This window comes from Stenotrophomonas sp. B1-1 (assembly GCF_010894375.1).
In the GTDB taxonomy this organism is placed as follows: Bacteria; Pseudomonadota; Gammaproteobacteria; order Xanthomonadales; family Xanthomonadaceae; genus Stenotrophomonas.
Genome location: NZ_JAAIUZ010000006.1, coordinates 230387 through 246579, shown reverse-complemented (window position 1 = coordinate 246579; position 16193 = coordinate 230387). Strand labels below are relative to the sequence as shown.

13 protein-coding genes are annotated in these 16193 nt (G+C 67.7%); 1 reads left to right on the top strand and 12 read right to left on the bottom strand.

The features are described 5' to 3' along the window. Nucleotides 1–28: 28 nt before the first annotated feature. On the top strand, nt 29–613 hold the full coding sequence (locus G4G00_RS05760) for a hypothetical protein (protein WP_164271777.1): 585 nt from the start codon (nt 29–31) through the stop codon (nt 611–613). Nucleotides 614–777: 164 nt separating this feature from the next. Here the strand turns inward: G4G00_RS05760 and bamA are convergent, their stop codons facing one another. The 12 genes from bamA to G4G00_RS05700 all read right to left on the bottom strand — a co-directional run bounded on the left by bamA (nt 778) and on the right by G4G00_RS05700 (nt 16184). Further along, the gene (gene bamA / locus G4G00_RS05755; RefSeq protein WP_108752589.1) at nt 778–3141 is read right to left on the bottom strand and encodes an outer membrane protein assembly factor BamA; all 2364 of its coding nucleotides are present in this window, start codon (nt 3139–3141) and stop codon (nt 778–780) included. 74 nt (nt 3142–3215) lie between these two features. Beyond that, nucleotides 3216–4574, bottom strand: coding sequence for an RIP metalloprotease RseP (rseP, locus tag G4G00_RS05750; protein ID WP_108752590.1), 1359 nt, complete (start codon nt 4572–4574; stop codon nt 3216–3218). 54 nt (nt 4575–4628) lie between these two features. Continuing rightward, nucleotides 4629–5819, bottom strand: a complete 1191-nt coding sequence (gene dxr, locus G4G00_RS05745) for a 1-deoxy-D-xylulose-5-phosphate reductoisomerase (RefSeq protein ID WP_108752591.1) — start codon at nt 5817–5819, stop codon at nt 4629–4631. A gap of 2 nt (nt 5820–5821) precedes the next feature. Further along, nucleotides 5822–6667, bottom strand: a complete 846-nt coding sequence (locus G4G00_RS05740) for a phosphatidate cytidylyltransferase (RefSeq protein WP_108752592.1) — start codon at nt 6665–6667, stop codon at nt 5822–5824. Further along, nucleotides 6664–7431: a polyprenyl diphosphate synthase gene (gene uppS, locus G4G00_RS05735; RefSeq protein ID WP_108752593.1), complete on the bottom strand. Its 768-nt coding sequence runs from the start codon at nt 7429–7431 to the stop codon at nt 6664–6666. The genes G4G00_RS05740 and uppS overlap by 4 nt, the downstream gene beginning before the upstream one ends. A gap of 5 nt (nt 7432–7436) precedes the next feature. Then, complete coding sequence (gene frr / locus G4G00_RS05730) at nt 7437–7991, bottom strand: ribosome recycling factor (protein ID WP_108749065.1); 555 nt, start codon at nt 7989–7991, stop codon at nt 7437–7439. A 97-nt stretch (nt 7992–8088) separates the two neighbouring features. Next, nucleotides 8089–8817 carry a UMP kinase gene (gene pyrH / locus G4G00_RS05725; RefSeq protein WP_108749066.1) on the bottom strand — a complete coding sequence of 243 codons (729 nt, stop codon included), beginning with the start codon at nt 8815–8817 and terminating at the stop codon, nt 8089–8091. 120 nt (nt 8818–8937) lie between these two features. Then, nucleotides 8938–10476 carry a GGDEF domain-containing protein gene (locus G4G00_RS05720; protein WP_108752594.1) on the bottom strand — a complete coding sequence of 513 codons (1539 nt, stop codon included), beginning with the start codon at nt 10474–10476 and terminating at the stop codon, nt 8938–8940. A gap of 253 nt (nt 10477–10729) precedes the next feature. Beyond that, nucleotides 10730–11605, bottom strand: coding sequence for a translation elongation factor Ts (gene tsf, locus G4G00_RS05715; RefSeq protein ID WP_164271774.1), 876 nt, complete (start codon nt 11603–11605; stop codon nt 10730–10732). Between the two features lie 126 nt (nt 11606–11731). Then, nucleotides 11732–12541, bottom strand: a complete 810-nt coding sequence (rpsB, locus tag G4G00_RS05710) for a 30S ribosomal protein S2 (RefSeq protein WP_108749069.1) — start codon at nt 12539–12541, stop codon at nt 11732–11734. A 278-nt stretch (nt 12542–12819) separates the two neighbouring features. Beyond that, nucleotides 12820–13857, bottom strand: coding sequence for a spore coat U domain-containing protein (locus tag G4G00_RS05705; RefSeq protein ID WP_164271772.1), 1038 nt, complete (start codon nt 13855–13857; stop codon nt 12820–12822). Beyond that, nucleotides 13854–16184: a fimbria/pilus outer membrane usher protein gene (locus G4G00_RS05700; protein WP_164271833.1), complete on the bottom strand. Its 2331-nt coding sequence runs from the start codon at nt 16182–16184 to the stop codon at nt 13854–13856. The genes G4G00_RS05705 and G4G00_RS05700 overlap by 4 nt, the downstream gene beginning before the upstream one ends. Nucleotides 16185–16193 lie beyond the last annotated feature (9 nt).

Genomic DNA, 16193 nt, shown 5'->3' with positions numbered 1-16193 from the left:
CTGCGCGGGCCGCGAAAAAGGACCTTTCATGCGAAATCTGCTGTACCCGGCGGCCGTGATGGCTGCACTCGCCCTTTCCAGCCCGGCCGGGGCCGCCGACGCGCCTGCCGACGGCGCCGCCGATTTCGGCCGGCTGTTCACCAACACCTGCCTTGCTGCCTTTGGCGATGCGCGCAAGGTCGAGCAGTTCATGGAAACGAACGGGCTGGCCCCGCTGCCTGCGGGTAGCGCCCAGAGCTTCCTGCTGGGCAAGGCCGGCAAGGCCTGGGCGATCAGCCTGGGCAGCGGCAACTACGCGGTGGCGCAGACCGACGACGGGGTCTGCGCGGTCTTTGCCCGCCAGGCCCAGCCCGATGCACTCGTTGCCGAGTTCCAGCGCCTGTTGAACAGCGTGCCGGCGCCGCTGCAGGTCACCGAGGTGAAAACCTCAGGGCCGAACCGCGAAGGTACCCACACCCGCTCGTGGGGCGTGAACGCGCCGGATGCCCCGAGTGGTGTGCTGTTCACCCTCACCACGTCCAATGACCCCAGCATGCCGCTGCAGGCCATGGCATCCATGGCCAGCGTGTCCACCAGTGAGTTCATTCCTGTGGCGACGCCGAAGCAGCGTTGAACAGCCGTCGAGCAGGCTCGACGCTACGACAAAAAACGCCGGGCAGAGCCCGGCGCTTCGTAACCCGTCTGGTGGAGAGCCCCCCTTTGCTAAGGGGGGCGCGCCCACGGCGCGGGGGATAGGTGGAATGCGGGGGCAGTTCTGGCGAACCGCCCAGCGGTTCGTCAGAACTGCCCGCCGAAGGTGAACTGCAGACGCTCGATCTCGTCGCCGTCTTCCTTCTTCAGCGGGAACGCGTAGCTGATCGAGATCGGGCCGACCGGGGCGCGCCACAGCAGGGCCACACCGGTGGACACGCGCAGCTCGTTGGCCTTGAAGTTGTCCACGCCGTTGTAGACGTTGCCGAAGTCGACGAAGGCCGACACGCGTGCCGACGGGCTGTCGAACAGGCGCGGGAAATAGGCTTCGACCGAACCGACGGTCTTCAGCGAACCACCCAGCGGCTGGCCGTTGGGGTAGCTCAAGGTCGCTTCACGCGGGCCCAGAGTGTTGTCTTCGAAGCCGCGCACCGAGTTGGTACCGCCGGCGTAGAAGTTCTCGTAGAACGGCAGGCCCGAGGCGGTCACTTCGCGCAGGTTGCCTTCGGCATCCGGCACGATGGCGGTCTTGTCCTTGCCATAGCTGTCGCCATAACCGATTTCGGCGCGGGTGTTGATGACCAGCGACGGAATGATCGGCCAGTACTTGCTGATCTGGTAGTTCAGCTTGAAGTACTCGACGGTCGAGCCGGGCAGGGTGGTTTCCAGGCCCACGCGCTGGTAGGTACCGCGGGTCGGCATGAAATAGTCGTTGCGCGAGTCGCGCGCCCAGCCCAGTTCCGTGCGCCAGGCATGGAAGGTCTTGCTGCCCATCACGTTGATGTAGTCAACGATCGACTGCGGAGTGGTGCCGGTGTAGGTGGTGATCTGGTTGCTGTCGATGCCGAACATCAGCGAGACGGTGTCGGTCTCGGTGAGCGGCACGCCGAACACCACCTGCGCGGCACCGTTGGTGCTGTTGTACTGCGCGGTGTTGAAGTCGGAGTAGTCCAGTTCGCGCCAGGACAGGTTGTAGCCCAGCGACACGCCGTCATCGGTGAAGTACGGGTTGGTGTAGCTGAAGCCGTAACGCTGCAGGTAGCTGCTGCGCGAGGCTTCCACCGACACGCGGTTGCCGCCGCCCAGGAAGTTGTTCTGCGACAGCTGCACCGAGGTGGTCATGCCGTAGGACTGCGAATAGCCCAGGCCGAACACGAAGCTGCCCGACGTGGTTTCCTTCACGTTGTAGACCACATCCACCTGGTCGTTGCTGCCGCTGACCGCCGGGGTTTCCACGTCCACCGATTCAAAGTAGCCCAGGCGCTGCAGGCGGATCTTGGAACGGTCGATGGCGGCCTGCGAATACCAGGTGTTCTCGAACTGGCGCATTTCGCGACGCATCACTTCGTCGGACGTGCGGGTGTTGCCCTTGAAGATGATGCGGCGCACCGACACGCGCGGGCCCGGCACGACCTGCATGTTCACCGCCACGGTCTGCTCGGCGCGGTTGGTGGTCGGGATCGGGTTCACCTTGGCGAACGCGTAGCCGATGTTGGACAGCGAGTTGGTGATCGAGTCGGAGCTGAACTCCAGCAGGGCGCGCGAGAACGTATCGCCGGCCTTCTGCACGACCATGCGCTCGACATCTTCCTGCGGCAGGATGGTGTCGCCGCTGACCTTGATGTCGGAGATCTTGTACTGGTTGCCTTCGGTCACGCCGGCAGTCACGAACATGTCGCGCTTGTCCGGGCTGATCGAGACCTGGGTGGAGTCGATGCTGAAATCGACGTAGCCACGGTCCAGGTACCAGGAATTGAGCTTTTCCAGGTCGCCGGACAGCTTTTCCTTGGAGTACTGGTCATCGCGGCGGTACCACGAAGCCCAGTTGTGCTCCTTCGACTCCCAGATTTCCAGGATGTCGCGGGCATCGTACTTTTCGGTGCCGACCAGGTTGACGTGGCGGATCTTGGCCGCCTTGCCTTCCTTGATGGCGATGGCGATGTCCACGCGGTTGCGGTCCAGCGGGCTCACGGTCGGGGTGATTTCCACGTTGTACTTGCCGCGGTCGTTGTACTGGCGACGAAGTTCCTGGGTCACGCGGTCCAGGCTCAGGCGGTCAAAGGTGCCGCCTTCGGTCAGGCCGATGTCGGACAGGCCCTTCAACAGCTGGTCGCTCTTGATGTCCTTGTTGCCGGTGACGGTCAGCTTGTTGATCGCCGGGCGTTCCTTCACGGTCACCACCAGGATGCTGCCCTGGCGGTCCAGCTGCACGTCTTCGAAGAAGCCGGTCTTGTACAGGGCGCGGATGGTGTCGCCGATCTTGCTGTCGGTCACGGTCTCGCCGCGTTCCACCGGCAGGTAGGTGAACACCGTGCCCGAGCTGATGCGCTGCAGGCCGTCGACGCGGATGTCGCTGACAGTGAAGGGCTCGGCAGCCTGGGCCAGCACGGGGGCGCCGGTGACGGCGGCGAGGGCGAGGGCCAGCAGGCGGCGATTGGGGAGTCGCGTCATGTCACGTCCGGTAGGAAGGTCGATTTCATTGGTGCGGGATGCCGACGCTGTAGACGGCAACAACGTGGAAAAGTTCATCGCGGGACCAGGCCGAGGATGTCGTTGTAGAACGCCAACCCCATCAGCCCGGCCAGCAGCGCCAGACCGATGTACTGTCCGGCGGCGATGGCACGCTCGCTCAGCGGGCTGCCCTTGACCAACTCAATAAGGTAATACAGCAGGTGCCCGCCGTCCAAGATGGGAATGGGCAGCAGGTTGATGATGCACAGGCTGAGCGACAGCAGCGCCAGGAACTGCAGGAACCAGTCGAAGCCACGCTTGGCCGAGATGTTGGCCACGCGGGCGATGGTGACCGGCCCGGAAACGTTCTGCAGCGAGGCCTTGCCGGTGACGATGCGGGCCATCATGGCCAGCGAATCGGCGCCCAGGCGGCCGGTCTCGCGCACCGCGGCGGTCACCGCATCCAGCGGGCCGTAGCGCATCAGGGTGTCGTAGGGCGGGCTGTAGGTGCTGGCGAAGCCCACGCCGATCTGCCACTGCGGCTGGCCCTTGCCGTCCTTGCCCTGGCGCGGGGTGACTTCCAGCGCCAGGCGCTCGCCGCCGCGCAGGACTTCAATCATGCCCGGCCCGCCATGGCGGCCCAGTGCCTGGATTTCGGGACTGACCTGTTCGGCGCTGTCGATGCGCTGGCCGTCGATGGCCACGATCAGGTCGCCAGCCTGCAGCTGCCCGGCCACGGCCGAATCGGCGGTCAGGCTGTCCACCAGCGCCGGCTGCATCCACGCCTGCCAGTGCAGGCCGGCCAGCAGCGGCACGCGGCGTTCGTCGAAGCCGGCCGGCAACTGCGACAGCGGCAGGGTGCGGGTCTGTACCTGGTCGGCCAGGTCGACCACCTCCAGCGTCACGTCGCGGCGGTCCATCGCGGCGGCGGTCAGCGCCATGCTGGCCTCGCCCAGGGTGACCACGCTGCGGTCATCCACGCGCAGCAGGCGGTCGCCGCTGACCAGGCCGGCGGTGGCGGCCATGCCGGTGGCGCGGCCCAGGGTGGCCGAATAGTCCTGCTTGCCGATCACGAACATCGCCCACAGCAGCAGGATGCACAGCAGCAGGTTGGCGGCGGGGCCGGCGGCGACGATGGCGATGCGCTGCCACACGGTCTTGTGGTTGAAGGCCTGGCCGCGCTCGTGCGGGTGTACTTCCACCTCGCGCTCGTCCAGGAACTTCACATAACCGCCCAGCGGTAGGGCGGCGATGGCGAACTCGGTGCCGTGCTTGTCGCGGCGCGACCACAGCGGCCGCCCGAAGCCGACCGAGAAGCGCAGCACCTTCACCCCGCACATGCGGCCCACCCAGTAGTGGCCGAACTCGTGGAAGGTGACCAGCAGCCCCAGGCTGACAATCATCCACCAGACCGATCCGATGAAGTCAGTCATGCAGGCTCACAGTGGCGGACAGGTTCGGAAGCGTCATTCGGTTCGTCGAGGCGTTCAGGCGGCGGCGATGGCGTTCAGGGTCAGGTGGCGTGCCCGCTGGTCGGCGGACAACAGGCCCTCCAGTGTATCGGCTGGCTCGCTGGGCAGTGTTGAAAGAGCGTTAGCAACCAGCGCGGGAATGGTCAGGAAACCGATCCGGCCCTGAAGAAACGCTGAAACCGCCTCTTCGTTGGCGGCGTTCAGCACTGCCGGGGCGGTGCCGCCGGCCTGCATGGCCTGCCAGGCCAGGGCCAGGCAGGGGAAGGCCTCGGTATCGGGGGCCTCGAAATCCAGCCGGCCCTGGGCCAGCAGATCCAGCCCGCCCACGCCCGATTCGATGCGCTGCGGCCAGCCCAGGCCCACGGCCAGGGTGGTGCGCATGTCCGGCAGGCCCAGCTGGGCCAGGGTGGAGCCATCGACGAATTCGACCAGTGAATGCACCAGGCTCTGCGGGTGCACCAGCACCTCGATGCGCTCGCCCGGCACGGCGAACAGGTGGTGGGCCTCGATCACTTCCAGGCCCTTGTTCATCAAGGTGGCCGAATCGACCGAGATCTTCGGTCCCATCGACCACTTCGGGTGCGCCACGGCCTGGGCCGGGGTGACCTGGGCCAGCTCGGCGCGGCTGCGGCCGCGGAACGGGCCGCCCGAGGCGGTCAGCAGGATGCGGCGCACACCGGCGCCGTCCAGGCTGGCATCGCGCGAGCGCAGGCACTGGAAGATGGCGCTGTGTTCGCTGTCGATGGGGATGATTTCGGCGCCGGCCTGGTCGGCGGTGCGGGTCAGCAGTTCGCCGGCCAGCACCAGCGATTCCTTGTTGGCCAGCAGGATGCGCTTGCCCGCCGCGGCGGCGGCCAGGGTCGAGGACAGCCCGGCGGCGCCGACGATGGCGGCCACCACGGTGTCGCAGGCGTCGCTGGCGGCCAGCTGGTCCAGGGCGGCGGCACCGGCGTGCGCTTCGGTGGCCAGGCCGGCCTCGCGCAGGCCGTCGCGCAGCGGCGCGAACAGGGTCTCATCGGCAATGACCGCGTGCGCCGGGCGGTGCACCCGGCACAGCGCCAGCAGCGCCTCTACCTGGCGGCCGGCGGCCAGCACGGTGGCCTGGTACTGCTGCGGATGGCGGGCGATCACGTCCAGCGTGGAGGCGCCGATGGAACCGGTGGCGCCGAACACGGCGACCCGGCGGGGGTGTGCAGCAACGTCCATGGTCAGAACCCGAAGATTTCCTTGCCCAGCGCGAACACCGGCAGGGCGGCCAGCACACCGTCGATGCGGTCCAGCACGCCGCCGTGGCCCGGAATGAGGTGGCCCGAATCCTTGGCACCGGCGTGGCGCTTGATCAGGCTTTCGTACAGATCGCCCAGCACCGAGGCGAACACGGCCACCACGGCGGTGACCAGCAGGCCCGGCAGGTGGGCGGTGTCGACCCCGGCCAGCAGGCCCAGGCCGACGGCCACGGCCACGCCGGCCACCAGCCCGCCCAGCAGGCCTTCCCAGGTCTTGTTGGGGCTGATGCGCGGGGCCAGCTTGTGCTTGCCGAAGCGGCGGCCGGCGAAGTAAGCGCCGGAATCGGCGGCCCAGACCAGGGCCAGCGCGGCAAACAGCCACAGGTGGCCGTTGCCGCTGCGCGTGGCATCGACATCGCCGCCGGCGTGGATGAGCACCAGCGCCGCCCACGACGGCACGATGGCCAGGGTGCCGGCCAGCAGCTTCAGGATGCGGGCCGGGCTGCCCGGCTGCGCGCCGAACTGGTAGAAGCGCAGCCACAGCAGGGCGCACAGCCACCAGCCCACGCCCACCAGGGTGGCGATCTGGTACAGCACCAGGCTGCCTGCATCGGCCCAGACCAGCAGCACCATCAGCAGCAGGTTCAGCACCAGCAGCACGGTACGGGCCAGGGTGTCTTCCACGTCGGCCAGCTTCAGCCATTCCCACAGGCCAACAAGGAACACGGCGGCCGCGGCGGCGGCCAGCCACTGCGTGGGCAGCAGCAGGATCGCGGCGATGGCGACCGGCGCCATGATCAGCGCGGCGAGGACTCGGGTCTTGGTCATGGGTTGGACGTCTCGGTGGCCATGGCGGCGATCTGGGCGCTGGTCAGGCCGAAGCGGCGCTCACGGCTGGCATAGGCGTCCAGCGCCTGTTGCAGCAGGGCGGCGTCGAAATCCGGCCACAGCGCTTCGGTGAACCACAGCTCGGTATACGCCAGCTGCCACAGCAGGAAATTGCTGATCCGGGTATCGCCACCGGTACGGATGAACAGATCCGGCGGCGGCAGGTCGGCCAGGGCGACCTGGCGGCCCAGCAGCGATTCGTCGATCTGCTCGGGCAACAGGCGGCCGGCGGCCACTTCCACCGCCAGTGCGCGGGCGGCACGGGCGATGTCCTGGCGCCCGCCATAGCTGGCGGCGATGGACAGGGTCAGGGTGGTGTTGTCGGCGGTGCGTTGTTCGGCCAGCTGCATGCGGCTGACCAGGCCGGCGCCGAAGCGCTCGCGTTCGCCGATGAAGCGCACGCGCACGCCGCGCCGATGCAGCTCGTCCACTTCGCGATCGAGCGCGCCAAGGAAGAGCTTCATCAGGGCATCGACTTCGTCCTGCGGCCGGCCCCAGTTCTCGCTGGAAAACGCGAACAGGGTCAGCGCCGGAATGCCCAGTTCAAGGCAGCGCTCGATGGTGCGGTTGACCGCGCGGGCGCCGGCGCGGTGGCCGATGACGCGCGGACGACGGCGCTGCTGTGCCCAGCGCCCGTTGCCATCCATGATGATGGCAACGTGGCGGGGCAGGGCGGCCGGCAGAGGTGGCGGGACTGAAGGCATCGACTTCAGACCGACAGCAGTTCCTTTTCCTTGTCGGCCACGACTTTGTCGACATCCTTGATGTTGCTGTCGGTCAGCTTCTGGATGTCGTCTTCGCCGCGCTTCTTTTCGTCTTCGCTGATCGCCTTGTCCTTGACCAGCTTGGCGATTTCCTTGTTCGCATCCTGGCGGATGTTGCGGATGGCGATCTTGGCGCCTTCGCCTTCCTTCTGCACCTGCTTGGCCAGTTCCTTGCGACGCTCTTCGGTCGGCGGCGGCATGTTGATGCGGATCGCGGTGCCCAGGGTGTTCGGGGTGAACTCGGCGTTGTACAGGCCCTTCTCGATCTCCTTGATCATGCTCTTGTCGAAGGGCGTGACCAGCAGGGAGTGGGCGTCGGCATTGGAAATGGACGCGACCTGGTTCAGCGGGGTGCTGGCATTGCCGTAGGCATTGACCGTCACGCGGTCCAGCAGGGCCGGCGTGGCGCGGCCGGTGCGGATGGAGGTGAGGGTGTGCTTCAGAGCGTCGATGCTCTTGGCCATGCGCGTCTGCGCGTTGTTCTTGATGTCGTTGAGCATCGCCCGGGTCCTGGATGTAACTGGAATCGGGCGATTATAGGCGAATACGGGACGCTGCCGGGCCTGGATCGGCCCGGGGCCCGGTTGCCGCTCAGGCTCAGGCCGGGTCGCGGCCCTGCACCAGGGTGCCGATGTTGGCGCCGTTGAGGATCTTCAGCAGTTCGCCCGGCTGGCCCATGTCGAACACGCGCATCGGCAGGTCGCTGTCGCGGGCCAGGGCGAAGGCGGCGGTATCCATCACTTCCAGGCCGCGACGGATCACTTCGTCGTAGCTCAGGCTGTCAAAGCGCACCGCGTCGCTGTACTTGTTCGGGTCCTTGTCGTAAACGCCATCGACCTTGGTTGCCTTCAGCAGCAGGTCGGCGCCGATCTCGATGGCGCGCAGGGCGGCGCCCGAATCGGTGGTGAAGAACGGGCTGCCGACGCCGGCGGCGAAGATCACCAGGCGGCCCTTTTCCAGGTGGCGGATGGCGCGGCGGCGGATGTAGTCCTCGCACACGTCGTTGATCTTGATGGCGCTCATCACGCGGGCCTTGGCGCCCAGCTTTTCCAGCGCGTCCTGCATGGCCAGGGCGTTGATGACCGTGGCCAGCATGCCCATCTGGTCACCGGTGACCCGGTCCATGCCGCCTGCGGCCAGGCCGGCGCCACGGAAGATGTTGCCGCCGCCGATCACCAGGGCCACTTCGGCACCGGCCTGCTGGGCCTCGATCACTTCACGGGCCAGGCGGTTGATGATCTTCGGGTCGATGCCGTAGTCCTCATCTCCCATCAGCGCCTCCCCGGACAGTTTCAGAAGGATGCGGCGATAGGCGAGCTTGGACATGAGGACCTCGGGTGCGTGGAAATCGCGGGCGATTCTACGCGCATGCAGCGCGCGGCCAAAGCGTTTTGTGCGCTGCGGCGCGATTTGGCGTGATCCCCCGGCCCGGGCCAGGGGATCCATTCAGCCAAGCTCGAGGCCTGCAGTCGCCGACAGCTCATCATGCCCCAGTTCGCCGGGCGAGCGGGCGATGACCCGGTTGCGGCCCAGGTTCTTGGAGCGGTACAGCACGTCATCGGCCGCGCGCAGCAGGTCCTGCACGGTGGCAAAGCGCTCGTAGCCGCCCTGGGTGGCCACGCCGGCGGAGAAGGTCACGAACAGGGGCCCGCTTTCGGCTTCGGTCATCGGGGTGGCCACGATGTTCGCCAGCACCCGGCGGATCACGTCCAGGGCCATCGCTTCGCTGGTGTTGGGCAGCAGCGCCACGAACTCCTCGCCGCCGAAGCGGGCGACCGTGTCGCTGTTGCGCAGCTGGCCCTGCAGCTTGGCGGCGAAGGCGCGCAGCACTTCGTCGCCGGTCAGGTGGCCGTGGGCGTCGTTGATCTTCTTGAAGTCATCCAGGTCGATGAAGGCCACCGACAGCGGCCAGCCGTGGCGGCCGGCGCGCAGGAATTCCTGCTCGAGCACGGCTTCCAGCTGGCGGCGGTTGAGCACGCCGGTCAGCGCATCGCGGTGGGCCTGGTCGGCCAGGCGCTTGGCCCGGGCCTCGAATTCGTCGGCGCGGCGGCGCGCCTGTTCGGCATCCTGCATTTCGCGCAGGTTGCGCAGGGTGGTCAGTTCCTGTGCGTGGTCGATCAATTCACGCACGCGCTGCGGCGAGCTCAGGCCGGTTTCAAACAGGCTGGCGATGTCGGGCAGGGCGTCGCTCATGCGCGCCAGCACCTGGTCGAAGCGGGCGCTGTCCAGCTGCAGCTGGTCATGCACCTGGTGCAGGGCGCGTTCGCGCGCGGCGTCGGCATCGCTGTCCAGCCAGATATCGGCCACCGCACCGGACAGCTGCACGCAGGCCTGGAACGGGGTGCTTGCCGCTTCGGCATCTTCGCTGTGGCGGATGCTGTCCACCAGGTAGCGCGGCAGGCCCCATTCCTCGGCCACCCACGCGCCCACGTCGGCATGGCTGCAGCCCAGTGCCTGGCGCTCGCGTGCGACCAGGTCGGGGTTGTCCTGCGCTTCGCGCAGCAGCGGCAGGTAGCGTTCGGATTCGGCCTGGGCCAGGCACAGCACGCCCATGTCCTGCAGCAGCCCAGCCAGCATCAGCTCTTCCAGCCGGCGCAGGCCGCGGGCCTGGCCCAGCTGGCTGGCGGCCAGGGCGCTGAGGATGCTGCGCTTCCACGCGCGCTGGCGCAGGTCGTGGTCGGCGCCGCCGCCGGCGGTCAGGCCCTGGGTGACGGTGAAGCCCAGCGCAAGGCTGATGGTGGCGTTCAGCCCCAGCATGGTCAGCGCCTGGCCGAGGTTCTCGATGCGGCGGCGGCTGGCGTACAGGGGCGAGTTGGCAATGCGCAGCATGCGAGCACTCAGCGCCATGTCGATGGCGATGATGTCGGCGGCGGTGGCGATGTCCGCTTCCGGGTCCTGCGCCAGTTCGATGATGCGCAGGGCAATACCGGGGGGCGAGGGCAGGTTGCGGCACAGCGCCAGGGCAGCAGTCAGCTCAGGAGGCATGTCGGATCGTCAAATTCCATTAGGACAAGAATACTTAGGAATGCATCACAGTTTGCGTTTTTCGTTCCTGCTATGTGACTGCGAATTCCCCTGTGCCGAGTATCGGCTTGAATCGCAAACAACGCAAAGGTATCTGGCACGTGAGTGCGCACCCGTGGTGTGCAGCCACGGCTTCACAGGTGCCGCAGGCACAAAAAAAGAGCCGCGGTTTCCCGCGGCTCCTTCTGGTCAGCTCGCAGCCGGTGGGCTGGAATCAGACCTGCATGGCCTTGGCAACTTCGGCGGCGTAGTCTTCCACCACCTTCTCGATGCCTTCGCCCACGATCAGCAGCTGGAAGCCCGCCACGTCGGCGCCGGCGGCCTTGACCACCTGCTCGACGGTGGTTTCGCCCAGCACGTAGGTCTGGCCGTACAGGGTCACTTCGCTGACGATCTTGTTGATCTTGCCGCTGATGATCTTTTCCAGGATGTCGGCCGGCTTGGACTTGTCCTTCTCGGACATCTTCGCCAGTTCGATTTCCTTTTCCTTCTCAACGAAGTCGGCCGGAACGTCGGCAGCCTTGTTGTGCGGCGGCTTCAGCGCAGCCACGTGCATGGCCAGACCACGGGCCAGCTCGACGTCGCCGCCGATCAGGTCGACCAGCACGCCGACCTTGCCGTTGGTGTGCACGTAGGCACCGATGTTGCCGGTGGTGTCGACCTTGACCAGGCGGCGGATCTGGATGTTTTCACCCAGGGTCTGCACGGCGGTAGCGCGGGCTTCTTCCACGGTGCGGCCGTCGGCCAGCTTGGCAGCCTTCACGGCTTCGACGTCGGTGGCGCCAGCGGCCAGGGCGGCAGCGGCGACGGAGTCGACGAAGTTCTTGAAGTTGATGTCGTTGGCGACGAAGTCGGTTTCCGAGTTGACTTCGACCAGCACGGCCTTGCCGCCGTCCTGGGCCAGGCCCAGACGACCTTCGGCAGCCACGCGGTCAGCCTTCTTGTCGGCCTTGGCAGCGCCGGACTTGCGCAGCGCTTCAGCAGCGGCGTCGATGTCGCCGCCGGCTTCGGTCAGCGCCTTCTTGCATTCCATCATGCCGGCGCCGGTGCGCTCGCGCAGTTCCTTGACCAGGGAAGCAGTGATTTCCACGGGATTTCCTCACGAAAGAAAGGGGTTGGGCCGGCATGGTGGCCGGCCCGTGTGACACGGTCCTGTCACGCGCCAAGGGCTGCGCGCAGGGAGGGTGGACGCCGGGCGTCCACCCCGGGGCCTGGATCAGGCCTGGGCGTCGTCGCCCTTCTTGGCAGCCTTCTTCGCCGGAGCGCGGCGGGCGGCCTTGTCTTCGCCTTCGGCAGCAGCGGCGTCGGCGAACTCTTCTTCACGCACCGAAGCAGCGTGCGGAGCAGCAGCCTTGCCTTCCAGCACGGCGTCGGCAGCGGCGCGGGCGTACAGCTGCACAGCGCGGATGGCGTCGTCGTTGCCCGGGATGGCGTAGTCCACCAGTTCCGGGTTGTAGTTGGTGTCGACCACGGCGATGACCGGGATGCCCAGCTTCTTGGCTTCCTTGATCGCGATGTCTTCGTGGCCGATGTCGATCACGAAGATGGCGTCCGGCAGACGGTTCATGTCCTTGATGCCGCCCAGCGAGGCTTCCAGCTTGTCGCGCTCGCGACGCAGGCCCAGCACTTCGTGCTTGACCAGCTTCTCGAAGGTGCCGTCGGTTTCACCGGCTTCCAGTTCCTTCAGGCGGGCAACCGACTGCTTGACGGTACGGAAGTTGGTCAGGGTGCCGCCCAGCCAACGCTGGTTCATGAACGGCATGCCGCAACGCTCGGCTTCTTCACGGATGGTTTCGCGGGCGCTGCGCTTGGTGCCCAGGAACAGGACGGTGCCGCGCTTCTGGGCCACCGACGAGATGAAGTTCATCGCGTCGTTGAACAGCGGGACGGTCTTTTCCAGGTTGATGATGTGGATCTTGCCGCGGGCGCCGAAGATGTACGGAGCCATCTTGGGGTTCCAGTAGCGGGTCTGGTGGCCGAAGTGGACGCCGGCTTCCAGCATCTGACGCATGGTGACCTGGGGCATTGCAATACTCCTGATGGGGAACCTGCATTTCCGCCCGCGGTAATAGTGTGCGGGACGCGTGGAAACGCGATCGGTTCCGGGGTTGGGCTTCCCTGTTGCCTCCGTGGCCGAACTCCTTGCGGAGCACCCCGGCACGGATGGGGGCAGCAGGTGTGGATTCACCGGTGACGTCCGGTGTGGACGGTGCCCCGCGCACGGGGCGGCAGGGCATCCGGAGGATTATAGCCAGATCCAGGGGGGCGGGGCAAATGGCCCGGCCGGGCAGGGATCGGGCGGGATCAGTAGGTGATGGTCACGTTGATCACATCGCTGTAGGTGCCGGCCGGCGGCTGGCCCGCCACCGGCGGCACCCGCCCGTAGATGGTCAGCTGCTGGGCCGCGCCGGTGCCGACGCCGCCCACGGTATCCACGGTGAGGGTGTTGCCCCAGCGCTGGCTGCGGCCGGCATCGCGGTACAGCTCGTAGCCCAGATAATAGTTGCTGCCGGCCACGGTGGTGCGCATGCGCCGGCTACTGGTGCCGGTAGGGTTGTTCTGGCCGTTGTCCAGGCTCACCTGGTAGGCGGTGTTCTTCAGGCAGGTCAGGGTCAGCCGCGCGGTCTGGTCGATATTGGCGGCGATGCTGCCGGTGACGTTGCCGAAATTCATGGCCGTGGTGACATAGCTGCCGCACTGCGGCAGCACCGTGGCGGTGGCGGTGAAGCTGAACGCAGCGCTGGCACTGTTGGTGCCGGTGGCGCCGCCGTTGCAGGTGGCCGGCACGGTGGCGGTGCCCAGCAGCACTTCGTTCCAGGCCCAGGTCAGCACCACGTTGGCGCCACTGAAGCTGCTGCTGTAGTTGCCCGATGCCAGGGTCTGGTTGGCCGGTATCTGCGCGAACAGCTGGGTGCTCTGCGCGCCGCTGCCGCCAGTCAGCAGGGGCACGTTGTAGGTCATGGTCAGTTCCTGTGCCGGCGGCGTGCCACGGGGCAGCAGGCCGGTGGCCTGGCTGTAGCTGGCGTTGTTGTAGATCTGGAAGTTCAGGCTGTCGCCGCTGCTGGTGGTCATGGTGCGCCCGCTGGCCGGGGTGCCGCCGCCACTGCCGGCGCCGATGCCCACGCAGACCCGCACCCCGGTGGTGGCCAGCAGGCTCAGTGCGGCGGTGGTGCAGTTCACGGTGATGTTGAGGGTGCCGGTACTGGGCGCGGCGGCGCCGCTGTTGACGTTGTTGAAGGGCAGGGTGGGGTTGGCCGTGGCGGTACAGGTGGCAGTGGCCCAGGCCGGTGCGGCCAGGCACAGGCTGGCGGCCATCAGCAGCAGCGCCAGCAGCCCCTTCATGGCGCCGCGCCCGGCAGGCAGCGCAACGGCGTGGGGCGCGGCGTGGCGCCGGCGGCCTGCACGTTGGGCGCATCGGGTATCCGCACGCTGCACGCGCCCTCGTTGGTGGTGACCTGCAGCACGCTGCCGGGGGCCACGTCTTCCAGGTACAGCAGGCCGTCGTAGCCCACCGTAGCCTGGCGCCCGTCCGGCAGCTGCACTTCGCTGCCGACGTCCAGCGGCTGCCCGGCCGCATCCTGCAGGGTCAGCCGCAGGGAGGGGCGCGCGCGCAGGTTGAAGGTGACCCCGGTGCCGGCACCCTGTGGCGGCGTCACCCAGTCCTCAATGCGATCGGCGCGCATGTCCTGCGGCAGATCCAGCGTATCGATCGACACCCGGTTGCGTTGCCACGACAGCAGCGGGCTGACCAGCAGCAGGCCACGGTCGTCGGTCACCCCGATCAGGCGGTTTTCCAGCCGCACCGGCACCCCGCCCACGCCATTGGTGCTGACCACCGCAAACGCGTCGGCCACCTCGCGGGTGGCGAAGCTGTGGCCATCCATCCAGACCACGCTGCCGCTGGCGCTGCCGTAGGCGAAATTCAGCCCGCTCTGGCGCGAGGCGCCCAGCGCATAGCGGCCGACGTTGGTGAGCACGCCCACCTCGGCCAGGCCGCCCAGGCCGTCATCGCCCTGCCGCAGCTGTGCGCGCCAGCCCATGCCGCCAGCGCTGCCGTCGCCCGGCACCGGTTGGGTGATGTCGGCCACCCAGGCCTGTGCGCCGCCGTTGCGCTGGGTGGACAGGCTGGCCTGGCGGTTGTTGCCCAGGGTGGCGGTCAGGGACAGATACACGCTGCGGTCGTTGCTGCGGTCCAGGTTCTGGTTCAGCGACAGGTAGGCCGACCAGCGCGGGCTCCAGCTGCGCGACCAGAACAGGCTGGCGTAGCGGTTGTCGTCGCCGTCGGGGTAGCGCAGCCGCAGGTAGCTGGCGCTCAGGGTGCCCAGCTGGGCCAGGTCGATGCCGGCGGTGGCCTGTTCGCTGATGCTGGGCGGCAGGCTGCCCTGCAGCGCGCCCAGGTCGCGGTAGTCGCCGTGGCTGCGCACGCTGCGCAGGTTCAGGTTGAAGCGCCGGTTGTTCCAGCTGTAGCCCACGGCCCATTGGCCGCCGCGCAGGCCCTGGTAGCGGCTGCGTGCATAGGCGGCATTGACCACGCCCACGCTGCCGATCTGCCACCAGCCGCCCAGGCCAGCCTGGGCCAGGCCGCCGCCGCCCTCGGCATGCGCCTCGCCGGTGAAACGGTCGCTCAGGCCGCCGCGCCAACTGGCACTGGCCACGGTGCGGTCGTCATAGGCGAAGGATGCCTCGCCGAAGCTCTCGCGCAGCCGGCCCACGCCCAGCGACCAGTCGGACAGGCCCTTGGCCAGCAGCTGCTGGGTGCCATAGAAGCTGAAATCCAGGGTCTGCATGCGGCCGAAGGCATCGGTCAGCACCACCTGGGCGTTGCCGTTGCCGCTGATGCCTGGCTGTGCCGCCAGCTGGAACGGCCCCACCGGCACCTGGCCGCTGTACTGGCGCAGGCCGTCCACATACAGCTCGACGGTTGAAGGCACCACGGCCTGGCCCAGGAACGATGGCGTGGGGGTAAGCACGCGGTAGGGCTGCAGGCCGTAGTTGCGGCCGATCTGCAGGCCGCCCAGGCGGACCTGGCGGGACCAGTCAACGAAGCCGCTGTAGAAGTCGCCCACTTCCAGGCTCAGCGCCTGGTCGGGGAAATCCAGGGTCCAGCGGGTGTCCAGGCGCACGCTTTCACTGTGCCAGCGGCGGTCCTCGCTGCGCTGGTAGCGGCGGGTCACCGCGGTGTTCTCGAACGTGCCGCGGCCGATGCCGAAGACCCGGGTTTCCGAGGTCAAGGTCAGGTTGCCGCGCCCATCCACGTGGCTGCCATACAGATCGTAGTTCAGCAGCACGCCCGGCGCGGCGGCGCTCACTTCGGGGCGCGCCTGCGGCCGGCTGAGCACGGTGGTGGGCAGGGTCAGCTGTTCCAGCGGCACGTCCAGGGCCAGGGTCTGCTGCTGGGCGTCATAGCGCACCACCACGCCGCTGATCTGGTCCAGGAAGACTGGTGCCTGCCCGGGCGCACTGAAGCCGAGCTGGCGCAGCACCTCGGGGCTGGCCTGCAGGCGCCCGCCGGTTTCGGTGAAGGGCAGCAGGCCGCGCGGCGTGCTGTTCAGCACCACCGCCAGGTACAGGGTCTGCTGCGCGGTAAGCGGCGTGGGCGGCGGCAGCAGGGCATCGGCAGCAACACCGGAGACGTCGGCCGCCGAGGCGGCCGTGGGAACCAGTGCCATGCCCAGCAG